The 16,242-nt window shown below is 70.7% G+C and carries 11 protein-coding genes; 1 reads left to right on the top strand and 10 read right to left on the bottom strand.

The features are described from left to right. Window position 1: 1 nt before the first annotated feature. The 9 genes from ftsZ to PFX91_RS06235 form a co-directional block, all read right to left on the bottom strand. Entirely contained in the window at window positions 2–1,489 is a 1,488-nt protein-coding gene (gene ftsZ / locus PFX91_RS06275) for a cell division protein FtsZ (RefSeq protein ID WP_285730121.1), read from the bottom strand. 501 nt (window positions 1,490–1,990) lie between these two features. Beyond that, the gene (locus PFX91_RS06270) at window positions 1,991–2,671 is read right to left on the bottom strand and encodes a cell division protein FtsQ/DivIB (protein WP_285730120.1); all 681 of its coding nucleotides are present in this window, start codon (window positions 2,669–2,671) and stop codon (window positions 1,991–1,993) included. A gap of 235 nt (window positions 2,672–2,906) precedes the next feature. Next, window positions 2,907–4,370: a UDP-N-acetylmuramate--L-alanine ligase gene (murC, locus tag PFX91_RS06265; RefSeq protein ID WP_285730119.1), complete on the bottom strand. Its 1,464-nt coding sequence runs from the start codon at window positions 4,368–4,370 to the stop codon at window positions 2,907–2,909. Further along, window positions 4,367–5,530 (bottom strand): undecaprenyldiphospho-muramoylpentapeptide beta-N-acetylglucosaminyltransferase, encoded by a 1,164-nt coding sequence (gene murG / locus PFX91_RS06260; protein ID WP_285730118.1) that lies wholly within the window; start codon window positions 5,528–5,530, stop codon window positions 4,367–4,369. The genes murC and murG overlap by 4 nt, the downstream gene beginning before the upstream one ends. Continuing rightward, window positions 5,527–6,984, bottom strand: coding sequence for a putative lipid II flippase FtsW (ftsW, locus tag PFX91_RS06255; RefSeq protein ID WP_285730117.1), 1,458 nt, complete (start codon window positions 6,982–6,984; stop codon window positions 5,527–5,529). Before ftsW ends, murG begins: the two co-directional genes overlap by 4 nt. Before the next feature lie 165 nt (window positions 6,985–7,149). After that, entirely contained in the window at window positions 7,150–8,622 is a 1,473-nt protein-coding gene (gene murD / locus PFX91_RS06250; RefSeq protein WP_285730116.1) for a UDP-N-acetylmuramoyl-L-alanine--D-glutamate ligase, read from the bottom strand. Beyond that, window positions 8,607–9,635: a phospho-N-acetylmuramoyl-pentapeptide-transferase gene (gene mraY / locus PFX91_RS06245; RefSeq protein ID WP_502888274.1), complete on the bottom strand. Its 1,029-nt coding sequence runs from the start codon at window positions 9,633–9,635 to the stop codon at window positions 8,607–8,609. The genes murD and mraY overlap by 16 nt, the downstream gene beginning before the upstream one ends. A 41-nt stretch (window positions 9,636–9,676) precedes the next feature. Next, window positions 9,677–11,113, bottom strand: a complete 1,437-nt coding sequence (locus PFX91_RS06240; protein WP_285730114.1) for a UDP-N-acetylmuramoyl-tripeptide--D-alanyl-D-alanine ligase — start codon at window positions 11,111–11,113, stop codon at window positions 9,677–9,679. 350 nt (window positions 11,114–11,463) lie between these two features. Continuing rightward, window positions 11,464–13,131, bottom strand: coding sequence for a UDP-N-acetylmuramoyl-L-alanyl-D-glutamate--2,6-diaminopimelate ligase (locus PFX91_RS06235; RefSeq protein WP_285730112.1), 1,668 nt, complete (start codon window positions 13,129–13,131; stop codon window positions 11,464–11,466). Between the two features lie 176 nt (window positions 13,132–13,307). Between PFX91_RS06235 and mmuM the strand changes: the two genes are divergently transcribed. Continuing rightward, window positions 13,308–14,222 carry a homocysteine S-methyltransferase gene (gene mmuM, locus PFX91_RS06230; RefSeq protein WP_285730110.1) on the top strand — a complete coding sequence of 305 codons (915 nt, stop codon included), beginning with the start codon at window positions 13,308–13,310 and terminating at the stop codon, window positions 14,220–14,222. A gap of 121 nt (window positions 14,223–14,343) precedes the next feature. Here the strand turns inward: mmuM and PFX91_RS06225 are convergent. Further along, window positions 14,344–16,242: peptidoglycan D,D-transpeptidase FtsI family protein (locus tag PFX91_RS06225; protein ID WP_502888265.1), on the bottom strand; the 1,899-nt coding region annotated here is incomplete at its 5' end.

Genomic DNA, 16,242 nt, shown 5'->3' with positions numbered 1-16,242 from the left:
TCTACTTCAGGAACTCCGGTACGTCCAGGTCGTCAGGGTCGTCGAAGATGACCCGGCGCCTGGGCGTGGGGGTCTCTCCACGTTGCTCGGCGGTGGAGTCGGTGACGGCGTGGACACGGCCGGACCGGTCCTCCTCCGTCGTGGACTCCTCCTTCCCCGTCCGTGACTCCTCGGCCGGGGCCGGCTCGGCGGGAGGGGTCTGGGCCGGGAAAGAGGTCGTGCCGCGGGCGGGGGTCCACGTGCCCGGGCCCGCTTCGGCCGGGTCGGCGTCCTTGCGAGGAGCGGGTTCGGTGGGAGCCGGGCGCTGCTGGCTCGGCTGCCGGCTCGGCGGCGTGGACGGACGGACCGCCTCGGAGGCGGACTCCTCCGGACGGTTCTGAGTGATCCACGGCATACTGGTGGCCGACGTCCGGTTCGCGTCCGAGGTGGCGGGCGCCGCCGGTGCGGACGGCTCCTCCTTACCGGACGTGATGCCTGCCTTGGGGACGTCGGCCTCAGGAGGGTCCACCGGTCGACGCTCCCTGACGATCGGGGCGGCGACCTCGGGTTCGTCGAACCCCGCCGCTATGACGGTGACTCTGACCTCGTCGCCCAGGGCGTCGTCGATGACGGCGCCGAAGATGATGTTGGCCTCGGGTGCCGCCGAGTTCGCGACGAGTTGCGCCGCCTCGTTGATCTCGAACAGACCCAGGTCGGAGCCGCCCTGGATGGACAGCAGCACGCCGTGGGCACCGTCGATGCTCGCCTCCAGCAACGGCGAGGAGATCGCCATCTCCGCCGCCGCGACCGCTCGGTCGTCCCCGCGCGCGGAACCGATGCCCATGAGCGCCGAACCCGCGCCGGACATGACCGATTTGACGTCGGCGAAGTCCAGGTTGATCAGGCCCGGTGTGGTGATCAGGTCCGTTATGCCCTGCACACCGGAGAGCAGTACCTGGTCGGCCGCCTTGAACGCGTCCAGGACGCTGACCTGGCGGTCGGAGATGGACAGCAGCCGGTCGTTGGGGATCACGATGAGTGTGTCGACCTCCTCTCGGAGCATCGCGATTCCCGACTCGGCCTGGGTGGCGCGCCGCTTGCCCTCGAAACCGAAGGGACGGGTGACCACGCCGATGGTGAGGGCTCCCAGGGAGCGGGCGATGTTGGCGACGACCGGCGCGCCGCCTGTTCCGGTACCGCCACCCTCACCCGCGGTGACGAAGACCATGTCGGCCCCCTTGAGGACCTCCTCGATCTCCTCACGGTGATCCTCGGCCGCCTTGCGTCCGACATCGGGGTTGGCTCCGGCGCCCAGGCCACGGGTGAGTTCACGACCGACGTCGAGCTTGACGTCGGCGTCACTCATCAACAGCGCCTGGGCATCGGTGTTGATGGCGATGAACTCGACGCCCTTGAGCCCCTCTTCGATCATCCGGTTGACGGCGTTGACACCGCCGCCGCCGATGCCGACGACTTTGATGACCGCGAGGTAGTTCTGCGGTGCTGCCACGACGAGGGGCCTTTCCGCTCGCATATGCCGTTCGGCGACCGTGTCCGGTGGCTTCCGTACCACCGGACACGGCCGGACCGGCATCCAGTTCTACAGTGTGCGTTCCGGGCTCCCCGGCGGGTCGTAGGCGACTCCGTGGCCGGGGAACCCCCGGGTCGCGGGTACCGCTGCCCCTTCCGTCTCCGGCCGGTGTGATCCACCGTGAGACGGGAGAGAGCGGTTCCCGCGTACCCGAAAAGCTCGTTTTGCTGTTTCTTTGCCGTTGGTTGTGCTTCCCGACAGTAAGCGGACCGCCGACCACGGGCAACCGATGATGACCTCAGCCTAACGTCGTACGACGCGGGGAGGCGATGTGCGCGCCCGGCGCGTCGCGTCTGGAACGTCCCGCGCACCGTACCGGAGCCGGTCCGCGCGCCTTCACCCCGGCCTGCCCGGCCCGGCCGGGACACGGGTCGTCCGCGCCCGTCGCGCCTCTTCCTTTTGCCGTACCTGGCGACCACTTCACCTGATGATGGCCAGATCAGGGACCGACACGTCGTACACGCGCCCCTCACGCGGGGGGTGCTCGTCCATGAGCACCCCGAGGATCTCGCTCTTTTCGGCCGTCCCTTCGGGGGAGCCCCACTCGACCAGGGAGCCGTCCCCGAACTCGACGGTGATCATGTCCGGTGCGGTGGCGTCGATGAGGTGGATCCGGGCGATGAGGGAGTCCGGTACGCGTTCGACGATGTCGGCGGCGGCCCGCACGGCGTCGTTGCCCTCGACCTCCCCGGTGACACGCACCAGCGGATGGGCGTCGGGGCGTTCGGGCGAGTCCTCGATGCGTACGCCGTCCCCGTCCACGAGCCGGTACTCCTCCCCCGCCCGAACGGCCAGCAGGGGTCGTCGTTCGATCACCTCGACCTCCAGGGTCGCGGGCCACCCCCGCGTGACCGTGGCCGACTCCACCAGGGTCAGGGACTCGGCCCTGGCACCGCTCTCCTCCAGGTCGACCCTGAGCAGGGGGGTGCCCGTGGCCACGTCCACGGCCGCGACCACCTCCTGGGCCGAGACCCTCTCCACCCCGGTGACCTGGACGTCGCGGACCACGAGCAGACGGGACCCCAACAGGATCCAGGTGACCACGCACACCAGCAAGACCACCAGCAACGCCACGAAGGCGGCCTTCCAAGGGTCGGACATCCGACGCGCTCCGGGCTCTCCGGCCGTCTCTTCGCGCTCTACCTCCACCTGTGTCCTCCCTGGCTCATGCTCGTCCCACGTGGCGTCCCGGGCCCGCGATGCCGAAGGTTCCCGCCCTCGGGGACTTTCGAACACGATGGCTCCGCCCCGGAGGTCGGCCGCGGCCTCGACGGGAAGGGGCGCACGCGAGCACGACCTCGGGGCGTCGGAGGAAGGAGGGCTCGGCGAGCGCTCCCTAGCCGTCCCGCACGTCGTCGGCCGCCTCCGCGACGGCCTCCACGATGCGCGGGCCCAGGTCGGTGACGTCGCCCGCGCCCATGGTGAGCACGAGGTCCCCGGAGCGGACCAACGCGGCCACCTTGCGCACGGCCGCCTCACGTCCGGGAACGTAGTACACGCGGTCATGGGCGACACGGGAGGTGATGAGCTCTCCGGTGACGCCCGGTTCGGGGTCCTCCCGGGCGGCGTAGACCTCCATCACCACGACCTCGTCGGCCAGGCTCAGCGCGGCGGCGAACTCCTCGGCGAAGAAACGGGTACGGCTGTACAGGTGCGGCTGGAACAGGGCGACGACCCGTCCTCCGGCGTGCTCTCGGCCCTCCTCGCGCGCCTGTGCGGCGAAGGACTCCAGCGCCGCCCGGCCGGCGTGCAGGTCGGCCTCGATCTCGGTGGGGTGGTGGGCGTAACTGTCGTAGACGGCCACGCCCCCCGCCTCGCCCTTGGGCTCGAAGCGGCGCGCCGCTCCGGCGAAGTCGGCGATGCCCTCCACCGCCACCTCCAGGTCGTGCCCCAGCTCGTCGGCGACCGCGACCGCGGCCGCGGCGTTGAGCACGTTGTGCCGACCGGGAACGGCGAGGGTGCCCTCGACGGGTTCGCCTCCGGCGGGCCGGATGGTGAACTCGGTGGTGAAGCCGCGCGCCCGCACCCGGCTGACCCGGTAGTCGGCGTCCTCCGCCTCACCGTAGGTGACCACCTTCTTGCCGCGCTCGCGTCCGAGTTCGGCCACCCGACGTGCTCCCGGGTCGTCGACGCCCACGATGAGGGTGTGCTCGACCCGGTCGACGAAGGAGGCGAAGTTGGCGTGGATCTCCTCGATGCCGCTGTAGTTGTCCAGGTGATCGGCTTCGACGTTGGTGACCACCGCGATCTTCGGGGAGAGCATGAGGAAGGAGCCGTCGCTCTCGTCCGCCTCCACCGCGATGACGTCGCCGACACCGGCGTCGGCGCCGAGGCCGGTGGTGACCAGCTTGCCGCCGATCACGTAACCGGGCTCCGCCCCCAGGTGCTGGAGCACGACCGTGAGCATCGACGTGGTGGTGGTCTTGCCGTGGGTCCCGGAGACGGCGATGCCCACACGGTCCAGCAGCAGCGCGCCCAGGGCCGCGGCCCTGGGCAGTACGCGCAGGCCCCGGCGACGCGCCTCGACGAGTTCGGGGTTGTCCTCGCGGATGGCCGAGGAGACCACGAGCGTCTCGGCGGTGCCGAGGTTCCGGGCGGCGTGACCCACATGGACCTCGGCGCCCATCTCCTCCAGCTCGCGCAGGGTTCGGCTGTCGCGAGCGTCGCTTCCGGAGACTTCCACGCCCGACTGGAGCAGGACACGGGCGATACCGGACATCCCCGCGCCGCCCAGACCGATGAAGTGCGTACGCCCGAGCTTGTCGACCGGTACCGGTTCGGTCCGGGGGACGAGGCTCATCGTGCGTCCTTCCCGTCGTCGTAGAAGGCCGCCTCGTCGCCCTCGTCCTCGGGCACCGGTATCTCGGGGGTGGGCTTGTCGCCGAGGGCGATCGCCCTGACCTCCCTGGCCAGTTCCATGTCGGCGTCCCTGCGCCCCATCCGAGCTGCCGCCTCGGACATGGCCACGACCCGGTCGGTGTCGGTGAGCAGGGGGATGAGGTTGTGCACGATCCACTCCACGGAGATCTCCGCGTTGTCGACCATCAGACCACCGCCCGCCTGGACGATGGGCTCGGCGTTCAGTGCCTGCTCACCGTTGCCGATGGCCAGCGGCACGAAGGCTCCGGGGAGGCCGACGGCGGTCAACTCGGCACAGGTCATCGCGCCCGAGCGGCACATGGCCATGTCCGCGGCCGCGTAGGCCATGTCCATGCGGTCGACGTAGGGCACCGCGACGTAGGGGATCCCGTCCTGGGTGAGGTCCTGCGGCTCCTCGGCGTTCTTGGGTCCCACGACGTGCAGGACCTGGACACCGTTGTCGCGGAAGGCGTCCCGGGCGGCGTAGGCGGTCTCGTTGATGCGCTGGGCGCCCTGGGAGCCGCCGAAGATCAGCAGGGTGGGCAGGTCGTGGCGCAGACCGAAGTAGGCGCGTGCCTTGTCGCCCATGGCCAACCGGTCGAGCGTGGTGATCTGTTGGCGCAAGGGGATGCCGACGAAGCGGCCGTTGCGGATCTGGGTGTGGGGATGACCGGTGTACACGTGCGGGGTCAGGCGCGCGCCCAGACGGTTGGCCAGGCCCGGCAACGGGTTGGCCTCGTGCACCACGATGGGGATACGCCTGCGCCTGGCGGCCAGGTAGCCGGGGGTGGCCACGTACCCGCCGAAGCCGACGACCACGTCGGCCTGCAACCGGTCCAGCTGTTCGCCGGCCGCGCCGAGCGCGCCCGCGAGCTTACCGGGGACGGTGAGCAGCTGGGGGGTGAGTTTGCGCGGCAGGGGGACGGCCGGGATCAATCCCAGCTCGTAGCCGCGCATGGGCACCAGCCGGGTCTCCAGACCCCGCTCGGTACCCAGGCAGAGGATCTCCGTACTGGGGTCGATGCGCCGCAGCGCGTCCGCAAGGGAGAGTGCGGGCTCGATATGCCCGGCCGTGCCGCCTCCGGCGAGGGCTACCCTCATCGTCGCCGATTCCTCCTTGGACCGTCACCCGCCGTGACGGGTCCGTTTCTGTGCTTGGCCGTTGTCCCGCCACCACGTGCGCCCGCCGTACGCGAGCCGCCTGCCGTGGCGGCGCGCCTGGAAGGTGCGGCACCGACGCGGTTGTTCACCGAGGCCGCGACGTTGTCCAGACCCAGCCAGCTTAGAGCCCTTTGCGGCCAACTCGGACCTCTGGCCGCCAGGGCCTTGTACGCCTGTGGTTCGGTCTTGGCCAGGGCCAGGAGGACACCGAGGGCCGTCATGGTGGTGATCAGCGACGAGCCCCCGTAGGAGACCAGGGGCAAGGGGACCCCCGTGACGGGCAACAGGCCGATGACCGCGCCCACGTTGATCATGGCCTGTCCCAGGATCCAGACGACGATGGCGAAGGCGGCCAGGCGCGGGAAGGGTTCCTTGACGCGGAAGGCCACGCGAAGCCCCGCGTAGCCCAGCACGCCGAACAGCATGAGGACCAGCAGGGAGCCGAGCAGACCGAACTCCTCCCCGATGATGGCGAAGACGAAGTCGGACTCGGCGAAGGGCAGGAACCCCCACTTCTCACGGCTCTCGCCGATGCCGACCCCGAGGAGCCCGCCGGTGCCCAGGGCGTAGAGCCCGTGCAGGGACTGCATGTCGGAGCCCAGTGGGTCGGAGCCGGGGTCCAGGAAACTGGTCACACGCGCCATGCGGTAGGGCTCGACGGCGATGGCGATCACCGCAAGGCCCAGGACCAGGCCGAACATCGCCACGAAGAGCCTGCCCGGAGCGCCCACCACCCACAACAGGCCCAGGAAGGTGATGAGGAAGACCAGGGCCGTGGACAGGTTGGAGCCCAACAGCACCAGCAGCACCAGCAGGCCACAGCCCGGCAGGAGCGGGATGAGCAGGTGCCGCCACTCGGTGAGTTCGCGCAGTTCGTCCTTGCGGGCCAGGATGCCGGCCCCCCACAGCGCGAAGGCGAGTTTGGCGGGCTCGGAGGGCTGCACGACCAGGCCGCCGATGTCCAGCCACCGTGTGGCCCCGTTGATCTCCACGCCCTGGAAGACGGTGAGCAGCAACAGTGCCGCGGACACGATCATCGCCGGGTAGCCGATCAGGCGGAAGACCTGCTGGGGCATGTGTGAGGCGAGGAACATCAGGGGAAGACCGATGACCGCCGAGACCAACTGCTTCTGGAACATGGAGAAGGCCGAGCCGGTCTCGGTGATGGAGTTGACCATCGTGGACGACAGCACCATCACCAGACCCAGTCCGATGAGCAGAACGCCGGTGCCCAGGATCAGGTAGTAGGACGTGAGCGGCCGGTCCAGGGACCGGGCCCACTCCCTCCACAGGGTGCGCTCACGCCCCTGTGCCTGCGCGCGCCCCCTTGTCACCCTCGTCGCCGCGCGCTCCTTGGAGCGAGCCGTCCTGGGAGCCGCCGTCGTCGCCGCCATCCACACCCTCCGCACGAGTCAGCGTCCCCATACTTGCGTAAGCGTGGGCGGGGAACCGCGGACATTTCCCGCGTGTTGGCCATCTTTGGCCGTGAAGACGGTGACGGAGGGCACGCCGGTGGTCTTCCGCGCGCCCTTCATGGCGTACGGTCACACGGCGCGCACTCAGAGCATGCGTTCGACGGCCTCGGCGAAGAGCCGTCCGCGTTCCGGATAGTCGGTGAACATGTCCATGGAGGCGGCGGCCGGCGCCAGCAGTACGGTGTCGCCCTCCTGCGCCAGGGAGGAGGCCGCCGCGACCACCTCGTCCATGACCGTGCGGCCCTCGGGCACGCCCTCGGCCTCGACCTCGATCAGGGGGACCTTCGGCGCGTGCTCGGTCAGGGCTCGGCGTAGGCGCGCGCGGTCGGCTCCGATCAGCACCGCGCCCCGCAGCCTGTCGGCGGCCATCCTCACCAGCTCGTCGACCTCGGCGCCCTTGAGCAGGCCGCCCGCCACCCAGACCACGGACGGATAGGCGCCCAGTGACGCGGCGGCGGCGTGCGGGTTGGTGGCCTTGGAGTCGTCGACGTAGTCGACGCCCCCCACGGTGGCCACGAAGGCGATGCGGTGCGGTTCGGGCTCGAAGGCGGCCAGTCCGGCGCGCACCGACCCGGGCGCCACCCCCACCGAGCGCGCCAGCGCGGCGGCGGCCAGGGCGTTGGCGACGTTGTGCGGTGCGGCCGGGCGCACGTCGTCCAGTGTCGCCAGCTCCTCCGCGTTGTCGTGCGGTTCGGAGACGAAGGCGCGGTCCACCAACAGGTCCTCGACCACGCCGAGTCCGCCGGCCTTGGGGGTGTCCGGCCCGAAACCCACCATCGGGGCGTGCGGGTCGCCGTCCTCCCGGGCCAGGCGTGAGGACCAGTCGTCGGTGGTGTTGACCACACGGATGGTGCCGCGTGCGAACACCCGACCCTTGGCGCGGGCATAGGGTTCCAGTCCACCGTGCCAGTCCAGGTGGTCGGGGGCCACGTTGAGGACGACCGCGGCGTGCGGGCGCACGCTGGAGGACCAGTGCAGCTGGAAGCTCGACAGCTCCACGGCCAGGATGTCGTGGACGTGGCCGTCGGCGTCGGGCAGGACGGCGTCGATGACGGGGGTCCCGACGTTGCCGACGGCCAACGCGTCACGGCCGTCGGCGCGGAGCATGGCCTCCAGCATCCGCACGGTGGTGGTCTTGCCGTTGGTACCGGTGACGGCCAGCCACACCTGGTCGGCGGGTTTGAGTCGCCAGGCGAGCTCGACGTCGCCGATGACCTCGATCCCGGCCTCGGCCGCGCGGACCAGCAGCGGTGATGTGGGCCTCCAGCCGGGCGAGGTGACGACCACGTCGCAGTCCTCGGGCAGGGGGGTCCCGCCCAGGATCACCTCGGCACCGGCCTCGCGGAGCGCGTCCGCGACCGGTCGGACCGTGTCGTCGTCCCGGCCGTCGACGACGCTCACGCGGGCTCCGCGGGCCAGGAGCGCCCGGGCGACGGGAGGCCCCGAAACGCCCAGCCCGGCGACGCAGACCTTCCGTCCGTCGAAGGCGTCCGTGCTCCCGGAGTTCTTCGTCGACGTGTTGCGGGTGTCGTCCACCGCGGTCACCTCGGCATCCATTCCAGGTAGAAGAGCCCGATGGCGATCGCCACGAACAGGCCCTGGATGATCCAGAAACGGATCACGATGGTGGGCTCGGCCCAGCCCTTGAGTTCGAAGTGGTGCTGCAACGGCGCCATGCGGAACACACGCTTGCCGGTGAGACGGAAGGAGGTGATCTGGATCATCACCGACAGGGTGATGATGACGAACAGACCGCCGATGAGCAGCAGCAGGAGCTGGGTGCGGGTGGTGATGGCCAGGCCGACGATCAGACCGCCCAGGGCCAGGGAACCGGTGTCGCCCATGAAGATCTTGGCGGGCGGGGCGTTGAACCACAGGAAGGCGATACAGGAGCCGAGCACGGCGGCGGCCACCACGGCCAGGTCCAGGGGGTCGCGGACGGTGTAGCAGCTGTCGGACAGGTAGGCCACGCAGGACTGGCGCAGCTGCCAGTTGCCGATGATGACGTAGGCCACCAAGGACAGGATGGTCGCACCGGTGGCCAGACCGTCCAGGCCGTCGGTGAGGTTGACGGCGTTGGAGAAGCCGACGATGAGGAACAGCGCCCAGAGGACGAACACGCCGATCATCAGCGGGGGACCGAAGTCACGGAGGAAGGACAGGCTGGGGGCGGCGGGGGTGTAGCCGTAGCCGTTGGGGAACATGGTGACGCCGTAGGCGAAGCCCACGCCCACGATGGCCTGACCGACCATCTTGGCGCCACTGCGCAGACCCAGGCTGCGGCGTTTGTAGATCTTGATGAAGTCGTCGAGGAAGCCGACGCATCCCATACCGACGAACAGGAACATCACCAGCAGGCCGGAGGCGGTGGGCCCGGAGGCGGAGGGCTGGATCAGCCACAGCACCAGATGGGAGCCGAAGTAGCCCACCACCGCGCCCAGGATGATGACGATGCCGCCCATGGTGGGCGTGCCCTGCTTGGTCTTGTGACCCTCGGGGCCGTCGTCGCGTACCTCCTGGCCGAACTTGAACCGGTACAGCAGTTTGATCAGAGGGGGCATCAGCGCCATGGAGACGATCAGCGACAGCGCTGATGCGATGGAGATGCCGATCACTGGACATCCCCCTCGGTGATGAGGTCGATGACCCTTTCGAGCGCTGCCACGCGTGATCCCTTCACAATGACGACGTCTCCTGTGCGCAACCGTTCGCGCAGCGCCGTTGCTGCCTCAGAGGCGTCCGCGACCCGGACGCACTCGCCCTTCCACAGGCCCTGTCCGGCCAGATCCTCGGCTCCGACCGCGATCCCCTCGGCCGCCTCGCCGACCACGATCAGGTGGGCCACGCCGGTGGCGGCGACCAGCGCACCGATCTTCTCGTGTTCGGCGCGCCCCTCTTCGCCGAGCTCGGCCATGTGGGCCAGCACGGCGAGGGAACGGCGTCCCTCGGCGAGGGCGCCCAGAGTGGTCAACGCCGCCCGCATGGACTCGGGGTTGGCGTTGTAGGCGTCGTTGACCAGGGTGGCCCCCGCGTGCTCGGTGACCTCCATGCGCCATCGACTGACCGGGGTCGCGGCGCCCAGGGCCTCGGCGATCGCGTCGATGCCCATACCGAGTTCGTCCGCGACGGCCGCGGCGGCCAACGCGTTGGAGACCTGGTGGGCGCCGACCAGGGTCAGGTCCACCCGGGCCCGGCGCCCTCCCAGGTGGAGGGTGAAGGAAGGCGCGCCCGAGCCGCCCAGGACCACGTCGGTGGCGCGCACGTGCGCCTCCTCGTCCAGCCCGTAGGAGACCACGCGCGCCCGGGTGCGCGAGGCCATCGCGCTCACCTTCGGATCGTCGGCGTTGAGGATCGCGACGCCGCCGTCGGAGGCGGACGGGAGCGACTCGACCAGCTCGCCCTTGGCCTTGGCGATGGCGTCGCGGTCGCCGAACTCGCCCATGTGGGCGCTGCCGACGTTGAGGACCACACCGATCCTGGGCGGTGCCACACCGCACAGGTGGGCGATGTGTCCGATGCCGCGCGCGGCCGTCTCCAGGACCAGATGCCTGGTGTCGGTGTCCGCACGCAGCACCGTGAGGGGGTGGCCGATCTCGTTGTTGAACGAGCCCGCGGGGGCCACGGTCGGTCCCCTACGGCTCACCACCTGCGCGATGAGGTCCTTGGTTGTGGTCTTGCCCGAGGATCCGGTGACCGCGATGACCTCGGTCCGTTCCGCTCCGCGTCGGGGGTCGCTGAGCTCCTGGGCGGTGTACCGGGCGAGTCGGGCCAGGGCGTCGACGACGCCCTCGTCCCCTCCCTCGGCCAGCAGGTGCGGTGCGTCGACGGGCCGGGAGACCAGTGCCGCCACGGCTCCGGCCTGGATGGCGGCGGCCGCGAAGTCGTGTCCATCGACGCGCTCACCGCTCAGGGCGGCGAAGAGCACGCCAGGCGTCGCCTGCCGCGAGTCGATGATCGCTGGGCCGTCGACGACGGCGTCGGGGCGCGCTGATCCGCCGATGGCGGTTTGGGTGATCTCAGCGATCCGATCGAGCGTGAGCGCGATCAAATCCACTCCTCATGTCAGGCCCGGGTCCACGGCGTCACAGAGGCGGCTGGCCACCCGGCCGGAGTCAGGTCAGGGGATGGCACCGCGGAGACCGTGCGCGGGATGCCGCACCGGGCCCACCTGGACCGCACTGGCGGGCTACGCCATGGACGCCACCGTGGGCGGTTGGGCTGCGATTGCCGGACCTACCTTAGAACATGTTGGGGCGTCCGGGGTCCCGCCGAGCCCTGTGCGCAGCAATATGCTCCACTTCGTGACCGTCGGCGCGCGCCGTACCGGGTCCACGGGCGCCGGGGCGCGGTCCACGACCACGCCCCGGCGGGACGTCACCGGCCTGGAGGGGCGACCCGTCAGGCCTCCCCGGGGAGCCTGTGGACGTCCTGGAGGGCCACGCCCAGGCGTTCACGGGCGCTCATGCCGAGGTGCTCCTCGATGGCCGTACGCAACACCTCGCGGTCGTCGAAGGGCAGCACCTCGCCCTTGACGTACTGACCGGTCTCGTGTCCCTTGCCGGCCACCACCACCACGTCGCCGGGACGGACGCGTTCGACGGCCAGGCGGATGGCCTCGGCTCGGTCGAACTCCACCGTGACGCGCGCGCGCTGGTCCTCGGGGACCTTGGTCACCCCTTCGAGCATCGAGGCGGCGATGGCGACGGGGTCCTCGGTGCGGGGGTTGTCGTTGGTGATGATGAGCCGGTCGGCCAGACGCGCGGCGGCCTCTCCCATGAGCGGACGTTTGGCGCGGTCACGATCTCCTCCGCAGCCGACGACCATGGTCACCGCGCCTTCGGTGGTGGCGCGCAGGGCGTTGAGCACCGCCTCGATGGCGCCGGGTTTGTGGGAGTAGTCGACGAGCGCGGTGAAGTCCTGGGAGACGTGCGCAACGTCGCGTGCCACGACCGGCTCCATGCGACCGGGCACGCCGGGGGCCGCGGCCACACCGGCGATCGCGCTCTCCAACGGCAGACCGGCCTCGACCAGACCGACGATGGCGGCCATGGCGTTGGAGACGTTGAACGGGCCGGGCAGGGCGACGGAGGCGGAGGCCTCCATGCCACCGGGCCCGACGATGCGGAAGGTGCTGCCGGTGGCGCCCAGGTCCACGTCCACGGCCGTCCAGTCGGCTTCCATTGCGGTGGCGGGGTCGGCGTCGGTGTGGCCCTCCACGGCGAAGGTGGTGACGGGGACACGACCTTCGGCCCGCACCATGTCCACGAGCGCGCGACCGAAGCGGTCGTCGGCGTTGACCACCGCGATGTCGCAGTACTCGGGCGTGAACAGTCGGGCCTTGGTGTCGAAATAGTCGCGCAGGTCGGAGTGGAAGTCCAGGTGGTCCTGGGACAGGTTGGTGAAGATCGCGACGTCGAAGTGCGCGCCTCCGACCCGCCCCAGGGCCAGGGCGTGGCTGGAGACCTCCATCGCGGCGGCGGCGACACCGCGCTCGCGCATGAGGGCGAACAGGCCGTGCAGGTCGGTGGCCTCGGGGGTGGTGAGGGAGGAGTCGACACGCTCGTCGCCCACGCGCATCTCCACCGTGCCGATCAGACCCGTGTGCATCCCGGCGTGGCGCAGACCCGATTCGAGCAGGTAGGTGATGGAGGTCTTGCCGCTGGTACCGGTCGTCCCGATCAGCAGCAGTTCCCGCGCGGGCTCCTTGAAGATCCAGGAGGCGGCCTCGCCCAACGCGGCCCTGACGTCGGAGACCACGATCACGGGCAGACCGGTGGCCACGGCCCTGTCCTCGCCCTCGGGGTCGGTGAGGACGGCGGCGGCACCGGCCTCCGCGGCCTGGGAGGCGAAATCCGCGCCGTGTACGCGGGTGCCCGGTACCGCGACGTACAGGTCGCCGGGGCCCACTCGTCGTGAGTCGTGGGTGATCCCCCGGACGTGCACCTCCCTGTCGGGTACCTCGGGGGGCCGGTCCTCGCTCAGATCCGGGCGCAGGAGGACGGCGTCCGGCCCGAGCAGCGTCGCGAGGGCGGACAGAGGACGAAGTGGCGTGTGTTCAGGTCGCATTACCGGTGGCACGTGTGGAGGGTAACCGTTGTGGAGGGCCCGTCGGTAATTTCCACGCTGCGTCGGCGCCGGTTTCCCCGAGCGGGTGCCCGGCGCACGCGGTTCGGAGCGGGCCGGGCGGTTCGCCGGTCTTCGTCGCTCTTACGCTGGAGGAGACCTCGAACCGGGGAGGGGCCATGGGCGGATCATCCGTGGACGAACGTCCGCTGGTGCTCGACGGAGGGCTGGCGACCCGCCTTGAGGCCTACGGTTGCGACCTCGGCGGCGGGCTCTGGTCGGCCCGACTCCTGGCCGAGGCACCCGAGCTGATCCGCCGGGCGCACCGCGACTACTTCGAGGCCGGCGCGGACGTGGCGATCGCCGCCGGGTACCAGGCGAGCGTGTCCGCGTTCATCGCGCGAGGCCGGGACAGGGCCGAGGCCCTGGCGTTGATCGCCCGGTCGGTGGAACTGGCCCGGGCCGAACGCGACGCCTTCGGCTCGGGCCTGGTGGCGGCGGGGATCGGCCCCTACGGAGCGGCCCTGGCGGACGGCTCGGAGTACACCGGCGATTACGGTCTGGACGAGGAGGACCTGTACTCCTGGCACCGGGAGCGCTGGAGGGTGCTCGCCGACTCCGGAGCCGACCTGATCGCCTGCGAGACCATTCCGTCACTGCCCGAGGCGCTGGCCCTCGCCCGGCTGCTGGAGGAGACCCCCGGTGCCCGTGCCTGGATCAGCTTCTCCTGCCGGGACGGCGGACGCATCAGCGACGGCACCCCCATGCGCGAGGCGGCCCGTGCCCTGGCCCCGCTCCACACCGCGGGACGTCTGGTGGCGGTGGGCGTCAACTGCACCGCCCCCCGGCACGTCCCGGCACTGGTGCGCTCCGTGGCCGAGGTGGGCCTGCCCACGGTGGCCTACCCCAACTCCGGCGAGGTGTGGAGTCCCGCGCGCCGGAGCTGGACCGGCACGAGCGACCCGGAGGAGTTCGGGCGGGCCGCCGCGGGTTGGCACGCCGCCGGAGCCGTGCTCGTGGGCGGATGCTGCCGCACCGGCCCCGAGCACATCAGGGCGGTGCGCGCCCACCTGGGCCTTTCCGGCCCCGCCTAGAACCCTGCTTACGTCGGGGCGGCGGGGTCCTTCCGTTCCGGCGCCCACGGGGTCGTGAAGGGCCACGGTCCGGGGCCCGGTGCGGCGTTTCGTTCGTCACCCACGTGCCGGGGCATCACCTCTAGCCGGCCGATTCGTCCTCGAACAACCGGATGGCGGGCGGGTCGGTCTCCGTCGGCGGGACCCTCAGCGTCTTCAGGGCGAAGGACATGATGTCGTTGAACACCGGTCCGGCGGCCTCGCCGCCGTAATAGATCCCCTGGGGGTTGTGCAACACCACCTGCACCACCACCTGCGGATCGTCGGCGGGCGCGAAACCGGCGAAGGTGGCGGTGTAGCCGCCGCCCTCGTAGCTTCCGGTCTGCGGGTCGAACCGGTTGGCCGTGCCGGTCTTCCCGGCGACCCGGTACCCGTCGATACGCGCCTGGGGAGCGGTGCCCTCGTCGCTGGTGACGGCCTCCAGCATCAGGGCGAGCCGTCGGGCGGTCTCCTCGCTGATCACGCGCCGCCGCTCGGGTTCCTCCACGGGGGTGAACTCCCCGTCGGGGTCCACGGTCCCGGCGACCACCCGGGGGTCCACCCGTACCCCACCGTTGGCGATGGTGGAGTACACCGACGCCATCTGCGCGGCGTTCACCGACAGACCGTGTCCGATGGAGACCGACGGCAGTTGGGTGCCCCACCAGCTCTCCGGTTCGGTGAGCACCCCCGCCTCCTCGCCCGGCAGGTCCAGTCCCGTCGGCTGACCGAGCCCGAAGTCCTTCATGTAGGAGTGCAGGGTGTCCGCCTTCACCTCGTCGGCGATCTTGATCGTGCCGACGTTGCTGGACTGGGCCATGATGCCGTTGACCGTGAGGCGCTGGGTCCCGTTGTCGGTGGAGTTACGGAAGGTCCGGTCGTAGTACTCGATGCTGTAGGGCACCGTGTACACCGTCTCCGGCGTGATCAACCCCTCCTCCAGCGCGGCGCCCAGGGTGATGACCTTGTTGGTGCTGCCGGGTTCGAAGACCTCGCTCACCGCACCGTTGGCCCATTCCCTCGGTCCGCTGTCGGAGATGTCGCCCTGGGCGTAGGTGGGATAGTCGGCCATCGCGAGGATCTCGCCGGTGCCGACACGTTCCACGATGACGCTGCCCGCCTCGGCGTCCAACTCCTCGACCCGGTCGGCGAGGGTCTGGGCCGCGTACCACTGGATGTCCCGGTCCAGTGTCAGTCGCACGTCCTGTCCGGGCACCGGCTCCTGGGCCAGACCGCCGGCCATGGGGATCTGGGTGCCGCCCAGCCCCACCTCCACACGGCGTTTGCCCGCCTCGCCGGCGAGGATCCCGTCGAGATAGCCCTCCAGGCCCTCCAGGCCGTGCCCCTCGTCACCGACGAAACCGATCAGGTCGGCGGCTCCGGTCTCCTCGGGGTAGACCCGCTGGTAGTCGACCTCCGAACCCAGACCCGAAAAGCCCAGACCCTTCAGCTCCTCCCACTCTTCGGGCAGGACGTCGTGGGCGACCACCTGGTAACGGCTGGGGCGGGCGTCCACCTTGGTCGCGACCTCGTCCTCCTCCAGGTCGAAGCGGTCGGCGAGCTCGTCGACGAGCCGGGCGCGTTCGTCCTCCTCCACCTCCTCCGGGTCGACGAAGACGGTGCGCACCTCCAACGACAGCGCGAACGGAGCGCCCTCGGCGTCGGTGATCCGGCCTCGCAGGGTGGGGATGTCGATGGTCTGTAGACGCGTGTTGGAGGCCGCCTCGGCGTAGTGGTCGGCCTCCAGCCCCTGGATCTGGACCAGGCGTCCGGCGAAGAGCAGCAGGACCACCAGGATCAGGATCCCGCCGACCTTGATGCGCCTACGCGGCTCGCCTCGCCGGAAGGTGCGGCGCAGCAACGGAGGGAGGGGAGGAGGTGACGCCGGACGTCGTCGGGGGCCACCGCCGGTGCGGTCGGCGCGCGCCTCACGCGGGCCCCTGGTCTGGGCGCGTGCCGAGGGGCGCGGGCGTGCACCGGCCTCGGGGCGGCGCGGTCCGCG

Origin of the sequence: Nocardiopsis sp. ATB16-24 (assembly GCF_030271535.1) — a bacterium.
GTDB lineage: Bacteria > Actinomycetota > Actinomycetes > Streptosporangiales > Streptosporangiaceae > Nocardiopsis.
Note: the sequence above shows the minus strand (reverse complement) of the source record. Positions and strands in the feature narration are given on the sequence as shown.